A 20,556-nucleotide genomic window follows, 5' to 3' on the forward strand; every position below is an offset into this window, starting at 1 on the left:
TCTAAGGCCGAGCCGTAAACCGCGCGCATACCGGAAGGTCATCGCCCTTCCATGAGCGAAGAGACCATACTGCGCAGGATGCGGAGAGCCGCGGCTCGATCGGCGTCGGACAGGCCGCTCAGCATCCTGACCTCGACCGACCTGACGGCCGCCGTTGCTTGCTCGAGGGAGCGGCGGCCGCGCGGCGTGAGTTTCGCGGGCAGGACCTTGCCGACCGGAGCCTCGCTCGGCCTCGTCACGAAGCCGTCGCGTTCGAGCGCCTGCAGCAGCACGTTCATCGACTGCCGCGTGACGAAGGCACCTCGGGCGAGTTCCGAGTTGGATGATCCCGGCCGCTGCGCGAGCAGTTCCAGGCACGAATAGTGGGTGATCGTCATATCGAGAGGGCGCAGCACGTCTTCCATCGCCGCGCGCAAGGCGCTCGCCGCCTCTTTCAGCAGGTAGCCGAGGGATGTTTCGAGATCGATGCCCGGGTCGTCTTGACTCATGTCAATAGTCTGACATAGATTGATGCATGTCAGATAACTGACACCAGCTAAGGAGAAGCACGATGCCCGCCACCGGACCCGATTTCATCTCACTACAGGTACGCGACCTCGACGCTTCGCAGGCGTTCTACGAGAAGTATCTCGGCCTCGTGCGCTCGCCCGCCGGGCCGCCGCACGCCGTCGTCTTCCAGACCCAGCCCATCGCCTTCGCGCTGCGCGACATCGTGCCCGGCACCGACCTCGCCGCCGCGGCCCAGCCCGGAATCGGCGTGGCCCTCTGGCTGCACGGCACCGAGGTGCAGCAGATGCACGACGCGCTCGCCGCCGACGGGCACACCATCGTGCAGGCGCCCATCGACGGTCCCTTCGGCCGCACCTTCACGTTCGCCGATCCGGATGGCTATCACGTGACGTTGCACGACCGCGCCTAGTCCGCCCGCCCTGCACGGCCCGCTCCCCGAGTAGCCAGCCCCGCCTGGGCGCATGGCAAAGGGCCCGCTCTGAGCTTCTGCTCGGAACGGGCCCTTTTGTCTTACTCACCGCGGGGCGGTGCTCCCCGGTGACGCTCGAATGGGGAGGAGGAGGAATTACTTGGTGGCGACGGTGATCTTGGCGACACCGACGAGCATTCCGCCGGCGACCTTGTCGGTGCCGAAGGTCTCGTTCAGAAGCGCAGCAGCGTCGTCAGAGATGTGGACCGTGGTGCCCTCGAGGATCGCGTTGTCGCCGTCCATCTGGAGCGGCTTCAGCGTGCCACCGTGGAGGTCGAACAGGACGGCGTCTTCAACGGCGACGGTTCCATCGACGGACACGTCACCCATGAGCTTCGAGGTGCCCGGGTCGATCACGAAGTTGCTGAGCTCGACGACCTTCGCGCCGGCGGTCAACGACAGGCCGGAACCCTCGTGGTCGATGGTGCCCTGCACGTAGGGACGGTAGTCCTCCTGCGGGTCGTAGTAGTCAACGTTGCCACCCGTGATCGGGAACGAGAACGTGCCATCGGTGAACGTTGCCGTGCCGACGGTGCCGGGGGTCAGACCCAGCGAGGTCAGAGCGTCAACGAACGACGCGTCGACGGCGACCTGAGTGTCGACACCCTTCGAGAGGTCAGGGATCGACGCAACCGGAGTGGGCGTCGCGTCAGCCGACGACGAGGAAGAGCTGGAAGGCGAGGAGCTGGACTCGGTGGTCGTGCCACCGGTCGAGCACGCGGCCAGAGAGAAAGCGAGAGCGCCAGCAGCAGCAACTCCGAGAGTGGTCTTCATGTACTTACGCATGGTGTCAATCCTTCGTTCGTGTATGTGAGGCTGTGGGCGGAATGCCTGTGTGATGTGCCTGTGGTGCGTGGTGTTGATAGGGGTTCGGCACCCGCCCCTGAACGGATTGGTCTACCGCGCAAAAAAGTCTCCAACCCCCGGAAACATGCGGGAGTTGGAGACTTTCTCGGCGAACGGGTGGGCCTAGGCGCTGGTGGAACCCCAGGACGTGGACTCACCGGCAGGAGCCGTGGCGCGGGGCACCGACGACGGGTTGTCGTCGCGCAACTCGAGGGGCAGCATCCGGTCGGGGGCGCTCTGGAAGGCGACGGGTCGCAGGAAGCGGAGCAGGGCAGCCGTGCCGACCGAGGTGGACGAGTCGTTGGTCGTCGCGGGCCAGGGGCCGCCGTGTTGCATGGCCGGGGTGACGGCGACGCCGGTGGGCCAGCCGCCGAAGAGCACGCGCCCGGCGTGACGGCTGAGGGCGAAGACGAGGCGGTCGAGGTCGGGCGTCTGCTCGGTGTCGCCCGCATAGACCGTGGCCGTGAGGGAGCCCGGGAACAGGTCGGGCACCAGAGCGGCGAGATCGGTCGTGGCCGGATCGTATTCGACGACGATCGAGAGCGGACCGAAGGCTTCATCGAGCAGGTCTTCGCCCGCCGACCGCAGCGTGTCGAGGTCGACAGCGACGATCGTGGGCGTGACCCAGCCGTGGCCGTCGTCGTCGACCTCGACCGATCCCGAGGCGATGGCGCGCACGCCGTCGACGCCGAGGATCGTGTCACGGCGCTCGACGTAGCCCGACGTGATCTTGGGGTAGAGCAGGCGGTGGGCGGCTACAGCTTCGGCGGCCTCGCGGATGGGCGCGTCGAGCTGCGCAAGCGCACCCGTGGGAACGAAGAGGAACCCCGGTTTGGTGCAGAGCTGGCCGGCCGAACCCGAGACGCTCGCGACGAAACCGGCGGCGAGGGCATCCGCACCTCCGGCGGACACGAGACCATCGGCCGTGACGAACACCGGGTTGACGCTGCCGAGCTCGCCGAAGAAGGGGATGGGGGCGGGGCGCGAGGCGGCGATATCCGCGAGGGCGCGGCCGGCGTTCAGCGATCCGGTGAACGATCCGGCGGCGACGCGGGGGTCGCGTAGGGCCTCGATGCCGGCATCCTGGCCCTCGATGAGCTGGAAGGTGCCGTCGGGCATGCCGGCCTCGGCGAGCGCACGCACGACGACCTGAGCGGTGAGGCGCGAGAGTTCCGGATGCCCGGGGTGAGCCTTGAGGATCACGGGGCAGCCGGCGGCCAGGGCTGCTGCCGTGTCTCCGCCCGCCACCGAGAAGGCGAACGGAAAGTTGCTGGCGGCGAAGTTGACGACGGGTCCGACGGGCACGAGGTAGCGGCGCAGATCGGGTCGGGCCCCCAGGGCGAACCCGGGGTCGGCCTCGTCGATGCGCACGTCGAGGTAGTCCCCCGCGCGCACGGTGTCGGCGAAGAGGCGCAGTTGCACGACCGTGCGGTTGAGTTCGCCGCGCAGCCGTGCCTCGGCCAGGCCGGTCTCGCGCATGCCGACGGGCACGAGCGTGTCGGCGTCGGCCGCGAGGGCATCGGCCACGGCCACGAGGGCGTCGGCGCGGGCCCCGCGATCGGTGAGGGCGAAGGGCGTCGAGGCGGCGTGAGCGCGGGCAGCGGCATCGGCGGCGGTCGTGACGATGGTCGGGTCGGAAAGGTCGTGCGTCATCGTGTGTCTCCTGAGAGCTAGTGGCGTTAGAGCTGGAAGCCCGTGGGGAAGGGGTCGCTCGGGTCGAGGAGGTATTGAGCCATCCCCGTGACCCAGGCGCGACCCGTGATGGTCGGGATGACCGCGGGCACGCCCTCGACGTCCGTCTCAGCGATCAGGCGGCCCACGAACCGGCTGCCGATGAACGATTCGTTCACGAAGTCGGTGTCGAGGGGCAGCTCGCCGCGCGCCCAGAGTTCGGCCATGCGCGCAGACGTGCCGGTGCCGCAGGGCGAGCGGTCGAACCATCCGGGGTAGATCGCCATGGCGTGACGCGACAGCTCGGCCGTCGAACCGGGCGCGATGAACTCCACGTGGTGGCAGTGGTCGACGCCGTCGATCGTCGGATGCCGGGGCGGCGCCTGTTCGTTGATCGCCGCCATGATCGCGAGCCCCGCGTCGAGGATGTCGTGCTGCCGCGAGCGGTCGAACGGCAACCCGACCGCGTCGAGGTCGACCATGGCGTAGAAGTTGCCGCCGAACGCGATGCTGTAGGGCACCGAGCCCAGACCCGGCACCTCGATCACCTGGTCGAGCCGCTCGACGTAGCTCGGCACGTTCTCGAGCGTGACCGAGTCGGCGTGACCGTCGGACACCGCCACCCGGGCGACGACGACACCGGCCGGCGTATCCAGCCGGATCGTCGTCACGGGCTCTTGCACGGGCACCATGCCGGTCTCGACCAGGACCGTCGCCACACCGATGGTGCCATGACCGCACATGGGCAGGCACCCCGACACCTCGATGTAGACGACGCCCCAGTCGCAGTCATCCCGCGTGGACGGCTGCAGGATGGCGCCCGACATGGCCGAGTGCCCGCGCGGCTCGTTCATGAGGAACAGGCGCAGATCGTCGAGATGCTCGATGAAGTGCAGGCGTTTCTCGTTCATGGTCGCGCCCGGGATCACCCCCACTCCCCCGGTGACGACCCGCGTGGGCATGCCCTCGGTGTGGGAGTCGACGGCCTGGATGACCCGAGACGATCTCACGTGATGCTCCTCAGAGTGAACGAACGGTTGAACGGATGGCCGAGTGTTAGCGCGTGGCCAGGTAGTCGAGTGCGCGACGCGTCTCGTGTGTGACACGCTCGGCGTTCTCGGCGCTGAGCGGTCCGCGCGGCGGGCGCGTGGGTCCACCGTAGCTCTCGCCGGCGACATCGATCGACAGCTTGATGGCCTGCACGAACTCGGTCTTCGAGTCCCAGCCGAACACGGGCACCAATTCGCGGTAGAGCGTGCGCGCCTCGTCGATCTTGCCCGTGGTGACGAGCGTGTACAGCTCGACGGCCTCGCGCGGGAACGCGTTCGGGTAGCCGGCGAACCAGCCGGTGGCGCCCGCGACGAGCGACTCGAACAGCAGGTCGTCGGCACCGGCGATGACGTCGAGGTCGGTCTTGTCCTGGATCTCGAGCACGCGGCGGATGTCGGTCGAGAACTCCTTCACGGCGACGAGGTTCTCGAGCGACGAGAGCTCGGCCAGCAGGTCGGGCGTCAGGTCGACCTTGGTGTCGATGGGGTTGTTGTAGGCCATGATCGGCAGGCCGACCTCGTTGACCTTCGTGTAGTGCTCGATGACCTCGGAGCGGTTGGCGCGGTAGATGGTGGGCGGCAAGAGCAGCACGCCGTCGGCGCCGTCCTCGGCGGCCAGCTCGGCCCAGTGGCGGGCCTGGTGCCAGCCGACGCCGTGCACGCCGGCGACGACGAGGCCGCGGTCGCCAACGGTGTCGACGGCGACCTGGATGACCGTGCGACGCTCTTCATCGGTGAGGGACGAGTATTCGCCGAGCGATCCGTTGGGACCGACGCCGCGGCATCCGTTCTCGATGAGCCAGTTGCAGTGCGCCGCGAACTTGTCGTAGTCGACGGCGAGCCCGGCGGGGGCGTTGTCGTCGGGCTTGAACGCGAGCGTCGTGGCGACGATGACGCCGCCGAGATTGAGGGGGTTCTTGGCCATGGTGGCTGTTTCCTTCCGAGGATGTGTGTGAAAAAGGTGTCGTGCTGTGGGAGGTGGGTGTGACCGGTGCGGGGGTGGCCGCGGTCAGTCTTCGGCCGAGTGCGCGGGTCGCACGTCGGGGAGGTCGAGGGGATCGGGCGGGTCAAGAGAGTCCCGTGCGGGCCGGGCGGATGCCGCGAGCCCCGCCAATTCGCCGAGGCGAACGGGTGACACGATCGGTCGCCGATCGGTGCTCACGGGCGGGCGGACGGGGTCGGTGCCGGAGTCGCCGGGTGCCGACAGAGAAGCGTCGGGTGTGACGGCCGGGTGTTTCGCCGAGGCCTTCGTCGAGACGTGGGCCGGCGCAGCGTCGTGCTCGGCCGTGCGGATGAGCTCTTCGACCGTGCGCCCGCAGATGCGCGCCTGGCAGATGCCGAGGCCGGCCCGCGTGGTCAGCTTCACCGAGCGCACACCCGTCTGCGCCGTGCGGCGGACGGTCGAGCGGATGGTTCCGCACGACACCTCCTCGCAGCGGCACGCGATGGTGTCGTCGCGCAACCAGCCGGTCCACCCGCCGCGGATGCCGTGGGCGCGCTCGAGCCGAGCGGCGAACGCGGTGAAGGTGCGACGGCGGCGGCGATCGGCGCGCAGCGACACGTCTGCCGGATCACCGCCCGCCGCCACGTGTCCCGCCACGCTGCCCTCGGCCAGCGCGGCGTCGGCGCCGCCGATGCTCGTGATCTCACCCGCGGCGAAGACGCCCGGAACACTCGTGCGGCCGAGGTCGTCGACGCGTACGAAACGGTCCGAGGTGATGTCGCAGCCCGCGGCGATCGCGAGTTCGAGGCGCGGCGTGAAACCGTGGCTGACGGCGACGGCATCGGCCGCGATGCGACGACGCGTTCCCGGGATGGGGACCCATGAGGCATCCACCTTCTGCACGGTGACGCTTTGGACGCGGTCGGTGCCGTGTGCCTCGACGACGGCCCAGCCGGTGCGGTACGGGATGCGGTGGCGCAGGTGCCCGAGCGCGTACTCGACGAGTTCGGGGGCCTTGCCGCGGGCACCAATGAGTTCGAGGGGTTTCGACGACCAGCCGCGCAGGAGGCGAGCCGGGGTCGACGCCTCGAAGACGCCGACGACCCGCGCACCCGTCTGCGTGAGCGATTTGGCCACGGGCAGGAGGAACGGCCCGGCGCCGGCGATGACGACGCGGTCGCCGATCGAGACGCGCTCCCCCTTGGCGAGGGCTTGAGCCGCGCCGGCCGAATAGACACCGGGCAACTGCCATCCGGGGAACGGCAGCGTGCGGTCGTGGGCACCCGTCGCGAGCACGAGGGCGTCGGGGCGGTAGGTCTGGGGCGTGCGGTCGGTTCCGTCGGGCGGGCCGACGAGCACGTGCACGGTTACGGGGCTCGCAGCAGCGGCATCCCCGGTCTCGAGCGCCCACACCTGAGCTTCGGTCACGATCGTGCAGTCGGGATGCTGCGCCAAGACGCTCCGGCGCCGCACGAACCCCTGCCACCCGTGGTGCAGCCGTTCCTCGTGGGCCGCCGGACGAGCCGACGGCAGGTGCCGCCAATACTGTCCGCCCAGTTCATCCGAGGCGTCGAGCAGCGTCACCCGGGCCCCTGCGGCGAGCGCGGACTCGGCCGCCGCGAGACCGGCCGGGCCGGCACCGACGACGAGCACGTGTCGAGCATCCGTCATGACGTCACCTCGGGAAGTTCATCGTGTTGCGTGCGCACCACGTCGCCGTCCTGCGCACGCCGCTGGCAGGCCCGGATGTCGCGCACCCCGTTGACCTCGACGATGCAGTCGAAGCACACGCCGATGCCGCAGAACACGCCGCGCGGCGAATCGCCCACGCTCGTGCGCCGCCACGACAGCACGCCTTCGGCCAGCAGCACTCCGGCGATCGTCTGACCACGCACACCCTCGTGGGGCGTGCCGTCGAGCGTGAGCCCGATGCGGTCGGCGCCGAGCGGTTGCACGGGATCGTTCGATGCCCGGATCATGCGCGCGGCCATCACGCCACCTCCTCGAGGAACGGGGCCAGGCTCGGCCGGGACACCTGGAACGACGCGGCGTCGATGGATGTTGCGGCGCCCGTCAGCTGGTCGGCCAGGAGTTCGCCGGTCGCGAGCGACAGCCCGATGCCCGCGCCCTCGTGTCCCGTGGCGTGCCACAGCCCGGGCAGCCGGTGGTCTGCACCCACGAGCGGCAGGTGGTCGGGCATGAACGGGCGGAATCCGCCGTAGGCGCGCATGGCGCTGGCCGTCTCGAGGAATGGGAAGAGCCGCAGGGCCTTGGCGGCGACCTCGGCCAGCACATTGACGCGCAGGCTGTCGTCGAAGCCGATCTGTTCGCGGCTCGACCCGATGAGCACGGTGCCGGCCGCCGTCGATTCGACGACGCTGGAGGTCTGCAGGGCCGCGTCGCTCGACTGCGTGGCGCCGAAGTAGTCGCCGTCGTAGACCTTGTGGAAGACGCGGTGCGGCATGCGGGTGGTGACGAGCACCATGCCGCGGCGAGGGCGAACGGGCAGCGGCGCGCCCAAACACGCGGCGACCTCGCCCGACCAGGGGCCCGCGGCCACGATGACGGCGCCGGCGTCGAAACGCCCGGCCGAGGTCTCGACGCCGACGAGGCGGCCGTCGCTCCCCCGCACGGCGCCCGTGACGCTGACGCCCGGTCGCACGTCGGCTCCCGCGAGGCGCGCCGAGGCCAGGAGCGCCTCGGTGGCCGTGACGGGTTGCACCTGGGCGTCTTCGGGGTAGAACACCGCGGCCGTGATGTTGCGGCTGAGGGAGGGCTCGAGCGCGAAGGCATCCTCGGTCGGGATGATGCGCGCGTCGACGCCCGCCGTGAATTGCCCGCGGGCGAAATCTTCGAGGGGTGCCGCGCCCTGCTCGGTGGTGGCGACGACGAGGCCGCCCTTGCGCTCGAATTCGATCGAGGGGAAGTCGGGGCCGAGTTCGTCGGCCAGTTGCGCGGCGACGGTCGGCCAGAGCGACGAGGCGTACTGTGCCAAGACGAGCTCGGGGCCCGCGCCCTTGTCCGAGAGCAGCAGGTTGCCTTCCCCGGCGGCGCTCGTTCCGCTGGCCGCGGCCGCGCGATCGAGCACGAGCACCGAGAGGCCTCGGCGGGCGAGCGAGCGAGCCGTCGCGGCGCCCACGATGCCGGCGCCGACGATGATGACGTCCGTTGTCATGCTCCCGCCCCCTTCGTTCGGCTCGTTCGTCCCGGCATCCGTGCCGCGTCTCTGTCTTCTCAGTAATATGTCACACATTTACTCGGAGTGCACCGGTTTTCGCCGGAATGACCCCGACGTGTAACGCGCGCGTTACAAGACGGCGAGGTCGTCCTCGACCGTTTCGGCCCGGCCCGACCACCAGCCGAGCGCGTGATGGATGTGCCGGTGCATGAGCGCGCCCGCGGATTCGGCGTCGCCGGCCACGAGATAGCCGAGCAATTCGTGGTGTTCCGCGGCGGATTCGCTCAGTCGGTCGCTCTCGAGCATGGCCGCCAGGCCCACGAGCCGCGTGCGGCTGCGCAGGTCGGACACCATCTCGGTAAGCAGCGGATTGCCGAGCAGGGCCGTCAACTCGCGGTGGAAGACTTGGTCGGCCTCGAGGTAGGCCTTCAGGTCGCCCGTCTGCGCACCCGCGACGATGGCATCGGCACGCGCCGCATGCTCGCGGGCCTCATCCCTGAAGCCCCGGCGTGCGAGCTCCTCCATGGCGGGCGGCTCGAGCAGCTGCCGCACCTCGACGATCTGGCGCAGGTGTTCGTCGCTCACTGCCGTGACCCGGAACCCCTTATTGCGCACCGATTCGACGAAACCGCGCTTCTCGAGATCGAGCATGGCCTCGCGCACGGGCGTCGCCGACACGCGGAACTGCACGGCCAGCGTCGGCACCGACACGAGCGTGCCGGGGGCCAATTCGCCCGAGATGATGGCGGCCGATAGCGTTTTCTCGACCTGCGCGCGCAGGCTCGCCGGCTGCTCCGCTCGGTGGAGCGACGTGATGGTCACGGTGCGTATCCCCTCTCAGCCCGCCGTGCGGGAGCCGGTCGGGGCGGCGCGGTGCCGACGCATCCATTCTTCGATTCCGGACGCGTCGATGGGAAGCGCCTCCGACAAGACGTCGGAGCCCGACGGTGTTACGAGAATATCGTCCTCGAGGCGCACGCCGATGCCCCGCAATTCGGGGGGTACGGTCTCGTCGAACGAATGGAAGTAGAGACCGGGTTCGACGGTCAGCACCATGCCGGCCTGCATCGTCGATCCCTGGTAGGCGTCGTAGCTCGATTTGGCGCAGTCGTGCACGTCGAGACCGAGGTGATGGCCGATGCCGCAGACCAGGTAGCGGCGGTGCTGCTGGCCCTCGGCGCTCAACGCCTCGTCGACCGACACGGGCAGGAGGCCCCAGTCGTCGAGGCCCTGCGCGATGACCTCCATGGCGGCCGTGTGGAAGTCTGTCCACGCTCGGCCGGGGCCGACGGCGGCGAGACCCGCGCGGTGCGAGCGCTCGACCAGATCGTGCACGGCGCGCTGTTCGGTGCTCCACGTGCCCGAGACGGGGAAGGTGCGCGTGACATCCGCCGTATAGAAGGAGCGCGCCTCGACGCCCATGTCCAGCAAGATGGCTTCGCCCTCGTTCACGTCGCCGTCGCAGCGCACCCAGTGCAGCGTCGGGGCGTGCGCGCCCGAGCCCACGATGGTCGAATAGCCCACGCCGTTGCCGTGGGTGCGCGCGTGGCGGTCGAACGTGCCCTGCAACCAGCGTTCGCCGCCGCCCGCGATGGCCTCGTCGAACTGGCCGATGACGGCCTCGAAGCCGCCGACCGTGGCGTCGATGGCGTGGCGCAATTGGCCGAGTTCCCACTCATCCTTGATCATGCGCAGCTCTGAGAGCGTCTGCCAGAGGGCCGCGGATGCCTGGACCCCCGTCAGCGCCTCGTGCACGTGGGCCCCGGCCAGGGTCGCGAGAACGTCGCGTTCGCCGGCCAGGTCGGAGTCGAGCGACGCGAGATCGCGCACCGTCACCTGGAGCGCCTCAGCCCAGTCGCCGAAGCCGGGAGCAGAGCCGACCCACAGTTCGCCGTGCGCGGCGTCGGCGAAGAAGCCGGTCTCGCCGGGGTAGGCGGGGGCGGGAATATAGAGGACCGCATCGTGGCCGCTCCCCCGCGCGAACAGCACGACGACGGCATCCTCGGCCGTGCAGCCCGTGAGCCAGAAGAAGTTGCTGTCCGGCCGGAACTCGTAATAGGCGTCGTTGCTGCGCACGGGTGCGCGGCCCGCCGCGACGACGAGCGTGCGGCCCGGGAAGGCGCCCGACAGGCGTTCGCGGTGCTGGGCGGATGCGGCGGCCACACCGTCGACGGTCGGCGGCGTGCGGTCGGGGGTGCCCCAGCCCGTTGCCATGAAGTCGCGGAATGCCGCAACCTGGGTGAGACGCGGCAGGCGCGGATCCTTCGTCGCGGGGGCCGGCATCGACGACGCGGTTGCGGATGCCTCGGCGGGGGCTTGCCCGGCCGTTACCGTCTGTGCGGCTGTCGTTTCGGCCGCGGCCGTCTCGTCGGTTGTCGTTTCGTCGCTCATCGCGTCTCCTCGTTTGTCGCCGCCGCAGTCGTTGCCGCTGCAGTCGTTGCCGCTGCTGTCGATGTTGCCGCGGCCGCCGGTTCCACCGCATCCGTCACGGTCACTTTGCCCACGACCCGCGCCATCGTCTCGGATGTCGCCTCCTCGGCGAGCGCCCCGCCCCGTTCGGCGATCATCTGCCGCAACCGCGGGAACACGCGCGGCGAGCCGATGCCGTCGTGTTCGTATTCGTTGGTCACCCAGGCGTGCGCGTTACCGACGTGCGCCACGGTTTCGAGCTGCAGCCCCGCGTCGACATACATATCGTCGTAATACACGGCGGCGGCGAGCGGAACCTCGTTGGCGGCCAGCCGGTCGAGATCGTAAAGCGGCTCCCAGTCGGTGCGCTGGGCCAGCAGATTCACGGCGTCGGCGAAGGGGCGCAATGCGCGGATCTCGTCGAACATCCAGGGATACATCATTTCGCCCGTGAAGGTGAGCGGCCGGGCCGTTTCGGCAAACTCGAGCCGCGTGTCACGCTCGGCCTGCGCTGCCCAGCCGGTGGCCCCGGAGGACGCCTGCCCGTAGATGCTCTCTTGCAGCGCGGCGAACAGCGGGTTGTCGTCATAGGAGGACCGCGCCAGCACCTGCGCCAGGAAGGTCTCGGTGAGCCCCGTCTCGGTGCGGTCGTCGAGCGCCTCGTCGACGAGCCAGTGCATGCGCTCATAACCTGGCTTCATTCCGAAGTCGATGCCGAGGCTCTGGAAGCGCCGCACGGTCAGCACATCGCCGTCGGGCAGTTTCACGTCGCCGCTCGCCAGGCGGTCGGCGATGCGTGCGATCTGGTCGACATCGTGCGGGTAGCGCTCGTAGAACTCGGCGTTCTTGGCGACCACGCGCGGGTAGGTGCGGCGATACACCTCGCGGGCATCGGGTCGGATGCTCGCGAGCCCGCCGGTCACGTGGCTGGCGCTCAGGCCCTGCGGCGCCTGCGACAGGTAGGTGAGCGTGAGGAATCCGCCATAGCTCTGGCCGAGGGTCTGCCAGCGCCGGCCGCCGTAGAGCGTCTGGCGCAGGTGCTCGGCATCCTTGACGATCGAGTCCGCGCGGAACATCGACAGGTAGGCGGCCTGTTGCTCGACCGTGCCGCGGGCGCGCAGGATGCCGCCCTCGATGCGCGTGCTGCGCCCCGTGCCGCGCTGGTCGAGCAGCAGCACGCGGTAGGACTTGAGCGCCTCGCCGATCCAGCCGTCGGGCCCCGTCGGCCGGGGACCCTTCCCACCCGGGCCTCCCTGCAGGTAGACGAGCACTGGCAGATCTTCGCGCTGCCGCACGGGGTCGACGAGCTCGCGGGCGAAGAGCGTGATCGTCTCGCCGCCCGTGTGGCCCGCCGCATCCGCCCGCCAGTCGAGGGGAACGGGCACGGCATGATCGGTGACCCGGATGCCGGGAATCAGGTAGCTCGTCGAGGTGCCGGAGGTGCCGGTCGTGCCGGCTGCGCTGGTCGTCATCGTCTCACTCTGCCAGTTCTTCGGCCAGGATCATCTCGGCGCGGCGACGCTCCCACTCGGGGTCGATCGTCGGAACCGCGCGCAGCAGATCTTTGGTGTATTCGTGTTGGGGGTTGTCGAAGATCTGCTCGCGGTCGCCCTGTTCGACGATCGTGCCCTGCGTCATGACGGCCACGCGGTCGGCGATCTGGCGCACGACGGCGAGGTCGTGCGCGATGAAGATGTAGCTGAGGCCGAGTTCGGATTGCAGGTCGCGCAGCAGCGTGATGACCTTGGCCTGGACCGATACGTCGAGCGCCGAGACGGCCTCGTCGCACACCACGATCTTGGGGTTCACGGCGAGCGCGCGCGCGATGCCGATGCGCTGGGCCTGCCCGCCCGAGAATTGGCCCGGGTAGCGCTGCACGTGGTCGGGGTTGAGGCCGACGCGGTCCATGAGATCGCGCGCGAGCTTGGTGTAACCCTGGGGCGCTTTGACGCCCTGGTAGACGAGCGGCGCCGTGATGAGCTTCTCGACGGTGTGCCGCGGGTTGAGCGAGGAGAACGGGTCTTGGAAGACGACCTGCACATCGCTGCGGAAGGACTTGAGCGCCGCACCCTTGGCGCGCGAGACATCCTCGCCTTCGAAGAGCAGCGAACCGCGCGTGATGTCGAGCAGCTTGGCTGCCATGCGAGCGGTCGTCGATTTGCCCGACCCCGACTCGCCCACGATCGCGAGCGTCTTGCGCGCCGGCACCTCGAACGAGACGTCGTCGACGGCCACGAATGTGCGCTTGCCGGCGATGAAGGCGCCGTCGCCGCGGGTGGTGAATTCCTTCGTCAGCCCGCGGGCCTCGAGCAGCGGTGTGTCGCTCATCGGAGGCCCCCGTCCCGGCTGACGCCGAGCTCTTCGAACGGATCGTCGATGCGCGGCAGGGCGTCGAGCAGCGCCCGCGAGTAGGGATCGCGCGGGTTCGAGAAGATCTCCTCGGCCGTGCCGAACTCCACGGGGTCGCCGTTCCGCATGACCAACACGTCGTCGGCCACCTGGCTCACGACGGCGAGGTCGTGGGTGATGAACACCATGCCCATTCCGGTCTCCTTCTGCAGCGTCTTGAGCAGGCTGAGGATCTGCGCCTGCACGGTCACGTCGAGTGCCGTGGTCGGTTCGTCGGCGATGAGCAGATCGGGTTCGAGGCACAGGGCCATCGCGATCATGATGCGCTGGCGCATACCGCCCGAGAACTGGTGGGGGTAGTGGTCCACGCGTCGCGCGGCATCCTTGATCTGCACGCGTTCGAGCGCCTCGACGACCACCTGACGGGCGGCCTTGCGGGTGCCGCCGCGGTGCGTGCGATACGCCTCCTCGATCTGCAGCCCCACCGTGTAATAGGGGTTGAGCGAGGACAGCGGGTCCTGAAAGACCATGGCCATGCGCTCGCCGCGGATCTTGCGGGACTCCCGCTCCGGCAAGCCGAGCAGTTCTCGGCCGCCGAGCGCGATGCTGCCCTGCGTCACGCCGTTCGACGGCAGCAGGCCCATAATCGCGAGCGAGGTCATCGACTTGCCCGACCCCGATTCGCCGACGATGCCGACCGTGCGGTTGCGTTCCACCTGGAACGAGATCTTCTTGACGACATCCGTGTTGCCCGACGAGGTCGGGAACGTGACGGTGAGGTCGCGCACCGACAGCAGCGGGGCGTCGGAGGGTGCGGCATCCGCCTGGCGTCGCCGGGCACGGAAGGACCCGGTCGGCGTTTTCTCGATGTGTTCGCTCATCGTGACTTGATCCTCACTCGGGGGTCGAGCGCCGTGTAGGCGAGGTCGACGACCACGTTGCCCACCACCACGAAGGCGGCGGCCAGCAGCGTGACGCCCAGGATGACCGGCTGATCGTTCTTCGAGATCGAGTCGGCCGCGAGCTTGCCCACACCGTTCAGGCCGAAGACCGTCTCGGTGATGAGCGCGCCGCCGAGCAACCCGGCGAAGTCCATGCCGAAGAGCGTGACCACGGGGGTCAGCGACGGTCGCAAAGCGTGACGGCGCAAGATGAGTCCGGTCGGCAGGCCCTTGGCGCGGGCCGTGCGCATGAAGTTCTCGCCGAGGGTGTCGATCACATTGGCGCGCACGAGGCGGGCGTACATCGACGCATATGCGAGGGCGAGAACCATCCACGGCATCAGGTAGGACGCGAACCAGAGACCCGGGTCGTCGCCGAAAGTGACGGCGGTCGGGAACGGCAGGATCTGCAGCTGCACCACGAGCACGTATTGCAGGATGAGGGCCACGAAGTAGTTCGGCAGGCTGATGCCGGCGAGGGCGACCATCATGGCGCCGCGGTCCCACCAGGTGCCCTGCTTGACGGCGCTGAGCAGGCCGCCCGAGACACCCACGAGCAGCCACAGGATGGCGGCGCCGATGGCGACGGTGGCCGAGACGGGCAGGCGGCTCGTGATCATGTTGAGCACGGACTCGTTGGTCTGGAAGCTGTAGCCGAGGCACGGGGCCGCGCACGAGATCGCCGAGGCGCCTTCACCATAGGTGCGGCCGACGAACAGCCCTTGCAGGAACTGCCAATACTGCGCCCAGAACGGCTGGTTGAGCCCGAGGTTCTCGCGAATCTGGTCGATGCGCTCGGGCGTGCAGGTCTTTCCGCAGATCTGCACGGCCGGGTCGGGCGACAGCACGAAGAAGATGACGTAGGTGAACAGGCTGATCAGCAGCAGAATGCCGATCGCGGCGAGCACGCGCCGCACGAGATAAAGCACCATCAGGCAGCATCCCCCGCATCGATTGCTTTGCGCAGGTGGTCACCGAAGACGGTGAACGACAGCACGGTGAGGAACAGGAACATGCCCGGGATCACGAAGAACATGGGGTCGACCGTGTACCAGCCGACCGAGGTCGCGATCATCTGACCCCAGGATGGCGTGGGCGGGATGACGCCGACGCCGAGGAACGACAGGCCGGCCTCGGTTCCGATGTAGCCGGGCACGGCCAGTGTGGCGATGACGATGATCGTTCCCCTCAGGTTGGGCAGGATCTCGCGGAACACGATGCGGGCCCCCGACGCGCCGGACGCCTGGGCGGCCTCGACGAATTCGCGGTTGCGCAGCGACATCGTCTGACCGCGGATGACGCGCGCGGTGTACGGCCATCCGAAGATGCTCAGCACCAGCACAAGAAGAACGGGCCGGTTGCCGGCGGGCAGCGCCGAGAGGAGGGCGATCATGAAGATGAGGGACGGGAAGGCCATGAGGAAGTCCATGACGCGCGAGATGACCTGGTCGACCCAGCCGCCGTGGTAGCCCGCCAGCATGCCGAGCACGACGCCCACCGTGGTGGTGACGACCGTGGCCGAGGCGGCGATGAGCAGCGAGACCTGGGCGCCGTAGGCGATGCGCGCGAAGATGTCGCGGCCGTTCTGCGGTTCGACGCCGAACCAGTGCTGGGCGCTGATGCCGCCGAGCTCGCCCTTGGGGATGCCGCCGAGGTCGGAGTCGATGGCCGACGAGTCGAACGTGTATGGGCCCCAGCCGGTAATCGCGGACAGCCACGGCGCGAAGACCGCGAGCAGCACGACGAAGGCGAGGAACGAGACGGAGAGCACGACCGCCGGGGATCGGCGCAATTCGCGGATGACGCGGCGGGCGGGTGTGGGGGCGCCGCCCGTCGAGGGGCCGCCCTTCTCCCCCGCCTCGACGGCGAGATCGCTCGGGACTGTCGACATGTGAACCGTCTTTCGTAGTTGCTGTCGGAGTGTGAGGTCTCGGGGCCGGCCGGCTAGGCGCTCGGCCGGCCGGCCCCGAGGGCGATGGACTACTTCTTCGGGTCGGAGAGTCCGACCGACACGAGGTCGATGCCACCGGAGAACGCGGCGTCGGAGTAAGCCCCGGCAACACCCTCACCGACGACCATCACGGCCTTCTCGAACAGCAGCGGAACGGTCGGGGCCAGTTCGGCGATCTGCTCGTCGAGGGCACCCCAGGCCTTGTTGGCCTCGTCGGCGTCGGTCATGGCGTAGATCTCGTCGATCTTGGCGTTGACGTCGGCGTCGTTGAGCTGGGCGATGTTCGAGTTGCCCTTCTCGTAGATCTGGCGGCCGTCGAACAGCGGCGGCAGGAACGTAGATCCCGACGCCCAGTCGGGGCACCAGCCGGTGATGGCGGCGTCGTGCTGCTGCGACGTGGTTCCGATGACCTCGTAGTAGGTCGCCGAGTCGATCAGGTTCAGCTCGACCGTGATGCCGGCCTTCGAGAGGGCCTGCTGCACGGCTTCGGCCTGCGCCTGCATCTTCGGCTGCGAGCGGATGTCCATGGTCATGGTGAATCCGTCGGGAAGACCGGCCTCGGCCAGCAGTTCCTTGGCCTTCTCGGGGTCACCCTTCGAGTCCTTCGACGCGTACAGGTCGAAGTCGGTCTGGCCGGCAACCGTCGGGGGCAGCATGGTGGTGGCGACCTCGGCCAGCTGCGAGCCGCCCGTGGCATCCTTCACCGACTGCTTGTCGATGGCGTAGTTGATGGCCTGGCGCACGAGCGGGTTGTCGAGGTTCGGCTTCGTCGTGTTGAGGCCCATGTAGGTGGTGCAGCCCTGCACGCCCGAGATGGTGCGATCCTTCAGGGCGGGCGTCTGGATGCGGGCGATCGACGAGGCCTGCACGGTTCCGGCGATGGCATCCTTGTCGTTGCCCTGGCCGGCGATCATGCGCTCGTCGATGGTGGAGGCGTCGAGCCCGAACGTGAAGTCGAAACCGTCGGGGTACGCGGCGCGCACGTCGTCGGTCTTCTTGTCCCAGTTCTCGTTGCGCTCGAGCACGAGCTTCGAGCCCCGCTGGTAGCTGGCCACCTTGTAGGGGCCGGAGGAGATGGGCTGCTGATCGAGCGACGTCGTCGTGACGTCACCGTCGGCGGGGAACGGCGTGAACACGTTCTGCGCGGCGGCCGACGGGAAGTCGGCGAACGGGCGGTTGAGCTTGAACGTGATGGTCTTGTCGTCGGGGGTGACGATCGAGTCGAGGTCGCCCGTGATGTAGGGGCCCTCGTAGCCGTCGGTGTCGGCGAGCAGCAGCTTGGCGTAGGGCGAGCCGATCGACAGCGCCGGGTCGAACGAGCGCTCGACGCCGAACTTCACGTCGGCCGAGGTGATGGGCGAGCCGTCCTCGAACTTGACGCCGTCCTTCAGCGTGAACGTCCACTCGGTGGCGTCCTCGTTGGGCGTGCCCAGGTCGGTGGCGAGGTCGGGCACGATCTCGGTGCCCTTCGCGCCCTCGCCGACGCCCGTGGTGGTCAGCTGGCGGTAGATCAGGCGGTAGAAGTTGTTGACCCCGCCGTCGAAGCCCATGGTCGGGTCGAGGTGCGAGAAGTCGGCGTTCTGCAGCACGTAGAGCGTGCCGCCCTCTTTCGGCGTGCCGCTGACGCCTGAGCCGCCCCCGGTGGAGGCGCCCCCTCCGCCCGTGCATGCGGTGAGCGCCAGGGTGGCGGCGAGGGCGAGCCCGGCCGCTGCGTAGCGTTTCTTCATGGGTGTCTACTTTCGTTCGGTGGTAACGGAAGGGATGTCGCGGCGCAGCCAGACCCGCATGGTGAGCGGTTCTCGGTTGCCCCAGAGGTAGTACGGGATGAGCGCCAGCTGGGTGGGCGACGCGTCAAGGGTGTTGGCGGATGAGTCGGCGGTGCCGGCGGATGAGTCGGCGGTGGCGGCCGTGTCGGCGGTGTCGGCGGTGTCGGCGGTGTCGGCGGCGGCAGACGAGGTGGCGCTCTCAGCGGATGCTGCGCCACCCGGCGTGAGCTCGGGATACAGTTCCGCGTTGGCGGCGGTCGTCGCGATAGTCGCGGGCACAATGATGCCGACCGCCCGAGTCTCGGCATGACCCTCGAGATCGGTCGGAACGACACGAGCCCGGCTCACGTCGTCCACGCTCACGACGATGTCGTCGAGCGGCGCTTCGTTGTCTTCCTGCTCGGCGGCGAAGACGAGCGGGCCGCGCGCGATGGCGATCGCTCCCCGCGTGCCGTCGACGGCCGGATGCGAGCCATGCGCCCGCACGGGCATGTCCAGGTGCAACTCGATGGTGTCGCCGACCGCCCACTCGCGCTCGATGCGCAGCCAGCCATCGGTGGTCGCGACTCCGGCGGGCACGCTCTCGCCGTTCACGGTCACGGTTGCGGAGTGGCACCACGCCGGCACGCGCAGGGCGAGTGTTCGTGACGCTTCGTTGCCCGGGCTGGCGGTCACGGTCAGCCGGATGTCGCCTTCGAACGGGTACGACGTCGGCATGTCGAGGCTCAGGCCATCCGAGACGATGCTCGCCGTCGTGTACTGGCCGATGTACAGCGTGTTCCCGTCGGCGCCCACACCGGTGGTGGCGACGTAATCTTGCAGCTCCGACATCCAACGCACGATGTTGGGCGGGCAGCACGGGCACACGAACCAGGCGCGGCGCAGAATCTCGCCGTCGGGTTCGGCGCCGGTGCGCTGCTGGTGGTCGGGGCGGCGCTGCAGCGGGTTGTCGTAGAAGAAGGCGCAACCGTCGCTCGAGAGTCCGGCGGCGTAGGCGTTGTAGAGCACGGTCTCGAACGCGTCGAGGTAGTGTGCGTCGCCCGTGGCCAAGTGCAGGCGCCACGCCCACTGCATGGTGGCGATGGCGGCGCAGGTCTCGCTATAGGAACGCTCCGACGGCAGCTCGAACCGGTCGCCGATGGCCTCGTCGGAGTGCCTGCTGCCAAGCCCGCCCGTGATGTAGAGCTTGGTGCGGCTCATGTCCCGCCACAGGCGCTCGGATGCCTCGAGCAACGTCTCGTCGCCGTTCTCGAGCGCCACATCGGTCGCCCCGGCGGCCAGGTAGGCCATGCGCACGGCGTGCCCGGTCACCGAGTCCAGCTCACGGAACGGTGCGTTGTCCTGGAAGTACTCGGCCGGGAACACCCGCAGCTCCACCGTGCCGTGCCCGCGCCGGTCGACCAGCAGCTCGGCCAACGTGAGGTAGTCGCGGTTGCCGGTCTCGCGGAACAACTCGACGAGCGCCATCTCGGCCTCGGGATGTCCGTCCACGGCGTTCTGCCCGTCGGGCCCGAGCTTCCGCACGGCCAGGTCGGCGAACCGGCTCGCGATGTCGAGCAACCGCCGGTCCCCCATCTGCCGCGATGCCGCGACCGCCGCCTGGATCAGGTGCCCCAGGTTGTAGAGCTCGTGTCCCCAGGCCAGGTCATCCCACGGCTGCTTGTCCACGGTCTCGGCCTGGAAGTAGGAGTTGAGGTAGCCGTCGTACTGCTGCGCCGACTCGAGTAGCGCGACGGCTTCCTCGAAGAAGTCGCTCGTTTCGGCGTCGGCCTCGCCGCGGCCGATCTCGTAGGCGATGCCCTCGAGCGTCTTGAACACGTCGGTGTCGAGGAACGGGTAGCGCCCGCGATACTCGGTCGGCGCGGCCCCCTGGGCCTCGCGCTCGATGGCAACGGGCGATCCGGGCTGGGCAACGGCCCGCAGATTGTCGAGGTTTCCTGCCGCCCGAACCTCACGAATGGTGTGATGGATGGTGCGGCTACGGTTTCTCTCCTGCCACACGCCCCACAGCCCCTCGCCGCCGAGCCGCACGTTCGCGGTTCCCAACGGCCGCCGCGCGCCGCGCTTCGTCAGCACCGCGCTCACGCCCTGCACCCCGCTAGGACGCTCAGATGCATCGCTCGCGCCGGGTGTTTCGACGACAACATTGTCAGTCATATCCAGGTCAGGCCTTTCTGTACCGTGTGACACATTACTGTACCCCAGTTCCTCGCGTTCGGTAGTGGGTGACACATTACTCTCGCCGAAAGCGCATTCTGCGTCTCGAAACAAACCCTTAACGCAACGGCAACAGAGCCGCCTCGCGAGTCTTTATTGCCGGGCCCTCGCTCCCGCGTCTGATTTTTGGCAACAAAAAAGCCCCCGCCGAAGCGGAGGCTTTTACTGCTGGGGTACCTGGACTCGAACCAAGAACAACTGAACCAGAATCAGTCGTGTTGCCAATTACACCATACCCCACGGGCCTCGGATAACTC

The 20,556-nt window shown here is 68.8% G+C and carries 18 protein-coding genes and 1 tRNA gene; 1 reads left to right on the forward strand and 18 read right to left on the reverse strand.

Going from position 1 to position 20,556, the window contains the following annotated elements; all coding sequences use genetic code 11:
• Positions 1–38 precede the first annotated feature (38 nt).
• A complete protein-coding gene (locus tag ALI44B_RS04315) occupies positions 39–488 on the reverse strand; it encodes a MarR family winged helix-turn-helix transcriptional regulator (RefSeq protein ID WP_077053456.1) in 450 nt (149 codons plus the stop codon).
• 62 nt (positions 489–550) lie between these two features.
• Here ALI44B_RS04315 and ALI44B_RS04320 point away from each other — a divergent pair, with 62 nt between their 5' ends.
• The gene (locus ALI44B_RS04320; RefSeq protein ID WP_077053457.1) at positions 551–919 is read left to right on the forward strand and encodes a VOC family protein; all 369 of its coding nucleotides are present in this window, start codon (positions 551–553) and stop codon (positions 917–919) included.
• A 156-nt stretch (positions 920–1,075) separates the two neighbouring features.
• Here the strand turns inward: ALI44B_RS04320 and ALI44B_RS04325 are convergent, their stop codons facing one another.
• The 17 genes from ALI44B_RS04325 to ALI44B_RS04405 form a co-directional block, all read right to left on the reverse strand.
• Positions 1,076–1,765, reverse strand: a complete 690-nt coding sequence (locus tag ALI44B_RS04325; protein WP_077053458.1) for a hypothetical protein — start codon at positions 1,763–1,765, stop codon at positions 1,076–1,078.
• Between the two features lie 183 nt (positions 1,766–1,948).
• On the reverse strand, positions 1,949–3,478 hold the full coding sequence (locus tag ALI44B_RS04330; protein ID WP_077053459.1) for an aldehyde dehydrogenase (NADP(+)): 1,530 nt from the start codon (positions 3,476–3,478) through the stop codon (positions 1,949–1,951).
• Between the two features lie 26 nt (positions 3,479–3,504).
• The gene (locus ALI44B_RS04335) at positions 3,505–4,506 is read right to left on the reverse strand and encodes a proline racemase family protein (protein WP_077053460.1); all 1,002 of its coding nucleotides are present in this window, start codon (positions 4,504–4,506) and stop codon (positions 3,505–3,507) included.
• Positions 4,507–4,552: 46 nt separating this feature from the next.
• Entirely contained in the window at positions 4,553–5,470 is a 918-nt protein-coding gene (locus ALI44B_RS04340; RefSeq protein ID WP_077053461.1) for a dihydrodipicolinate synthase family protein, read from the reverse strand.
• 84 nt (positions 5,471–5,554) lie between these two features.
• A complete protein-coding gene (locus ALI44B_RS04345; protein ID WP_077053462.1) occupies positions 5,555–7,159 on the reverse strand; it encodes an FAD/NAD(P)-dependent oxidoreductase in 1,605 nt (534 codons plus the stop codon).
• Positions 7,156–7,479, reverse strand: a complete 324-nt coding sequence (locus ALI44B_RS04350; RefSeq protein ID WP_077053463.1) for a (2Fe-2S)-binding protein — start codon at positions 7,477–7,479, stop codon at positions 7,156–7,158. Before ALI44B_RS04350 ends, ALI44B_RS04345 begins: the two co-directional genes overlap by 4 nt.
• A complete protein-coding gene (locus tag ALI44B_RS04355) occupies positions 7,479–8,663 on the reverse strand; it encodes an NAD(P)/FAD-dependent oxidoreductase (RefSeq protein WP_077053464.1) in 1,185 nt (394 codons plus the stop codon). Before ALI44B_RS04355 ends, ALI44B_RS04350 begins: the two co-directional genes overlap by 1 nt.
• Before the next feature lie 132 nt (positions 8,664–8,795).
• Positions 8,796–9,488 (reverse strand): GntR family transcriptional regulator, encoded by a 693-nt coding sequence (locus ALI44B_RS04360; RefSeq protein WP_077053465.1) that lies wholly within the window; start codon positions 9,486–9,488, stop codon positions 8,796–8,798.
• A gap of 15 nt (positions 9,489–9,503) precedes the next feature.
• The gene (locus ALI44B_RS04365; RefSeq protein ID WP_077053976.1) at positions 9,504–10,949 is read right to left on the reverse strand and encodes an aminopeptidase P family protein; all 1,446 of its coding nucleotides are present in this window, start codon (positions 10,947–10,949) and stop codon (positions 9,504–9,506) included.
• Between the two features lie 104 nt (positions 10,950–11,053).
• Complete coding sequence (locus tag ALI44B_RS04370) at positions 11,054–12,547, reverse strand: alpha/beta fold hydrolase (protein ID WP_077053466.1); 1,494 nt, start codon at positions 12,545–12,547, stop codon at positions 11,054–11,056.
• A gap of 4 nt (positions 12,548–12,551) precedes the next feature.
• Complete coding sequence (locus tag ALI44B_RS04375) at positions 12,552–13,403, reverse strand: ABC transporter ATP-binding protein (RefSeq protein WP_077053467.1); 852 nt, start codon at positions 13,401–13,403, stop codon at positions 12,552–12,554.
• Positions 13,400–14,305: an ABC transporter ATP-binding protein gene (locus ALI44B_RS04380; protein ID WP_083709519.1), complete on the reverse strand. Its 906-nt coding sequence runs from the start codon at positions 14,303–14,305 to the stop codon at positions 13,400–13,402. The genes ALI44B_RS04375 and ALI44B_RS04380 overlap by 4 nt, the downstream gene beginning before the upstream one ends.
• A complete protein-coding gene (locus ALI44B_RS04385; protein ID WP_077053468.1) occupies positions 14,302–15,297 on the reverse strand; it encodes an ABC transporter permease in 996 nt (331 codons plus the stop codon). The genes ALI44B_RS04380 and ALI44B_RS04385 overlap by 4 nt, the downstream gene beginning before the upstream one ends.
• Positions 15,297–16,256 carry an ABC transporter permease gene (locus tag ALI44B_RS04390; protein WP_077053469.1) on the reverse strand — a complete coding sequence of 320 codons (960 nt, stop codon included), beginning with the start codon at positions 16,254–16,256 and terminating at the stop codon, positions 15,297–15,299. Before ALI44B_RS04390 ends, ALI44B_RS04385 begins: the two co-directional genes overlap by 1 nt.
• Positions 16,257–16,345: 89 nt before the next feature.
• Positions 16,346–18,043, reverse strand: a complete 1,698-nt coding sequence (locus ALI44B_RS04395) for an ABC transporter substrate-binding protein (protein ID WP_077053470.1) — start codon at positions 18,041–18,043, stop codon at positions 16,346–16,348.
• A gap of 6 nt (positions 18,044–18,049) precedes the next feature.
• Positions 18,050–20,239: a glycoside hydrolase family 127 protein gene (locus ALI44B_RS04400; RefSeq protein WP_077053471.1), complete on the reverse strand. Its 2,190-nt coding sequence runs from the start codon at positions 20,237–20,239 to the stop codon at positions 18,050–18,052.
• Between the two features lie 228 nt (positions 20,240–20,467).
• Positions 20,468–20,539 (reverse strand) — tRNA-Gln (locus ALI44B_RS04405).
• Positions 20,540–20,556 lie beyond the last annotated feature (17 nt).

The sequence above is a fragment of the Leifsonia sp. ALI-44-B genome (genome assembly GCF_001984125.1).
Lineage (GTDB): Bacteria > Actinomycetota > Actinomycetes > Actinomycetales > Microbacteriaceae > Okibacterium.

What these genes read in the sequence shown, in the direction of transcription:
- ALI44B_RS04355 (WP_077053464.1), bottom strand. Translation starts at nt 8,663, where the DNA reads ATGACAACGGACGTCATCATCGTCGGCGCCGGCATCGTGGGCGCCGCG.
- ALI44B_RS04370 (WP_077053466.1), bottom strand. Translation starts at nt 12,547, where the DNA reads ATGACGACCAGCGCAGCCGGCACGACCGGCACCTCCGGCACCTCGACG.
- ALI44B_RS04325 (WP_077053458.1), bottom strand. Translation starts at nt 1,765, where the DNA reads ATGCGTAAGTACATGAAGACCACTCTCGGAGTTGCTGCTGCTGGCGCT.
- ALI44B_RS04345 (WP_077053462.1), bottom strand. Translation starts at nt 7,159, where the DNA reads ATGACGGATGCTCGACACGTGCTCGTCGTCGGTGCCGGCCCGGCCGGT.
- ALI44B_RS04380 (WP_083709519.1), bottom strand. Translation starts at nt 14,305, where the DNA reads ATGAGCGAACACATCGAGAAAACGCCGACCGGGTCCTTCCGTGCCCGG.
- ALI44B_RS04365 (WP_077053976.1), bottom strand. Translation starts at nt 10,949, where the DNA reads ATGCCGGCCCCCGCGACGAAGGATCCGCGCCTGCCGCGTCTCACCCAG.
- ALI44B_RS04350 (WP_077053463.1), bottom strand. Translation starts at nt 7,479, where the DNA reads ATGGCCGCGCGCATGATCCGGGCATCGAACGATCCCGTGCAACCGCTC.
- ALI44B_RS04395 (WP_077053470.1), bottom strand. Translation starts at nt 18,043, where the DNA reads ATGAAGAAACGCTACGCAGCGGCCGGGCTCGCCCTCGCCGCCACCCTG.
- ALI44B_RS04330 (WP_077053459.1), bottom strand. Translation starts at nt 3,478, where the DNA reads ATGACGCACGACCTTTCCGACCCGACCATCGTCACGACCGCCGCCGAT.
- ALI44B_RS04385 (WP_077053468.1), bottom strand. Translation starts at nt 15,297, where the DNA reads ATGGTGCTTTATCTCGTGCGGCGCGTGCTCGCCGCGATCGGCATTCTG.
- ALI44B_RS04315 (WP_077053456.1), bottom strand. Translation starts at nt 488, where the DNA reads ATGAGTCAAGACGACCCGGGCATCGATCTCGAAACATCCCTCGGCTAC.
- ALI44B_RS04375 (WP_077053467.1), bottom strand. Translation starts at nt 13,403, where the DNA reads ATGAGCGACACACCGCTGCTCGAGGCCCGCGGGCTGACGAAGGAATTC.
- ALI44B_RS04320 (WP_077053457.1), top strand. Translation starts at nt 551, where the DNA reads ATGCCCGCCACCGGACCCGATTTCATCTCACTACAGGTACGCGACCTC.
- ALI44B_RS04340 (WP_077053461.1), bottom strand. Translation starts at nt 5,470, where the DNA reads ATGGCCAAGAACCCCCTCAATCTCGGCGGCGTCATCGTCGCCACGACG.
- ALI44B_RS04390 (WP_077053469.1), bottom strand. Translation starts at nt 16,256, where the DNA reads ATGTCGACAGTCCCGAGCGATCTCGCCGTCGAGGCGGGGGAGAAGGGC.
- ALI44B_RS04400 (WP_077053471.1), bottom strand. Translation starts at nt 20,239, where the DNA reads ATGACTGACAATGTTGTCGTCGAAACACCCGGCGCGAGCGATGCATCT.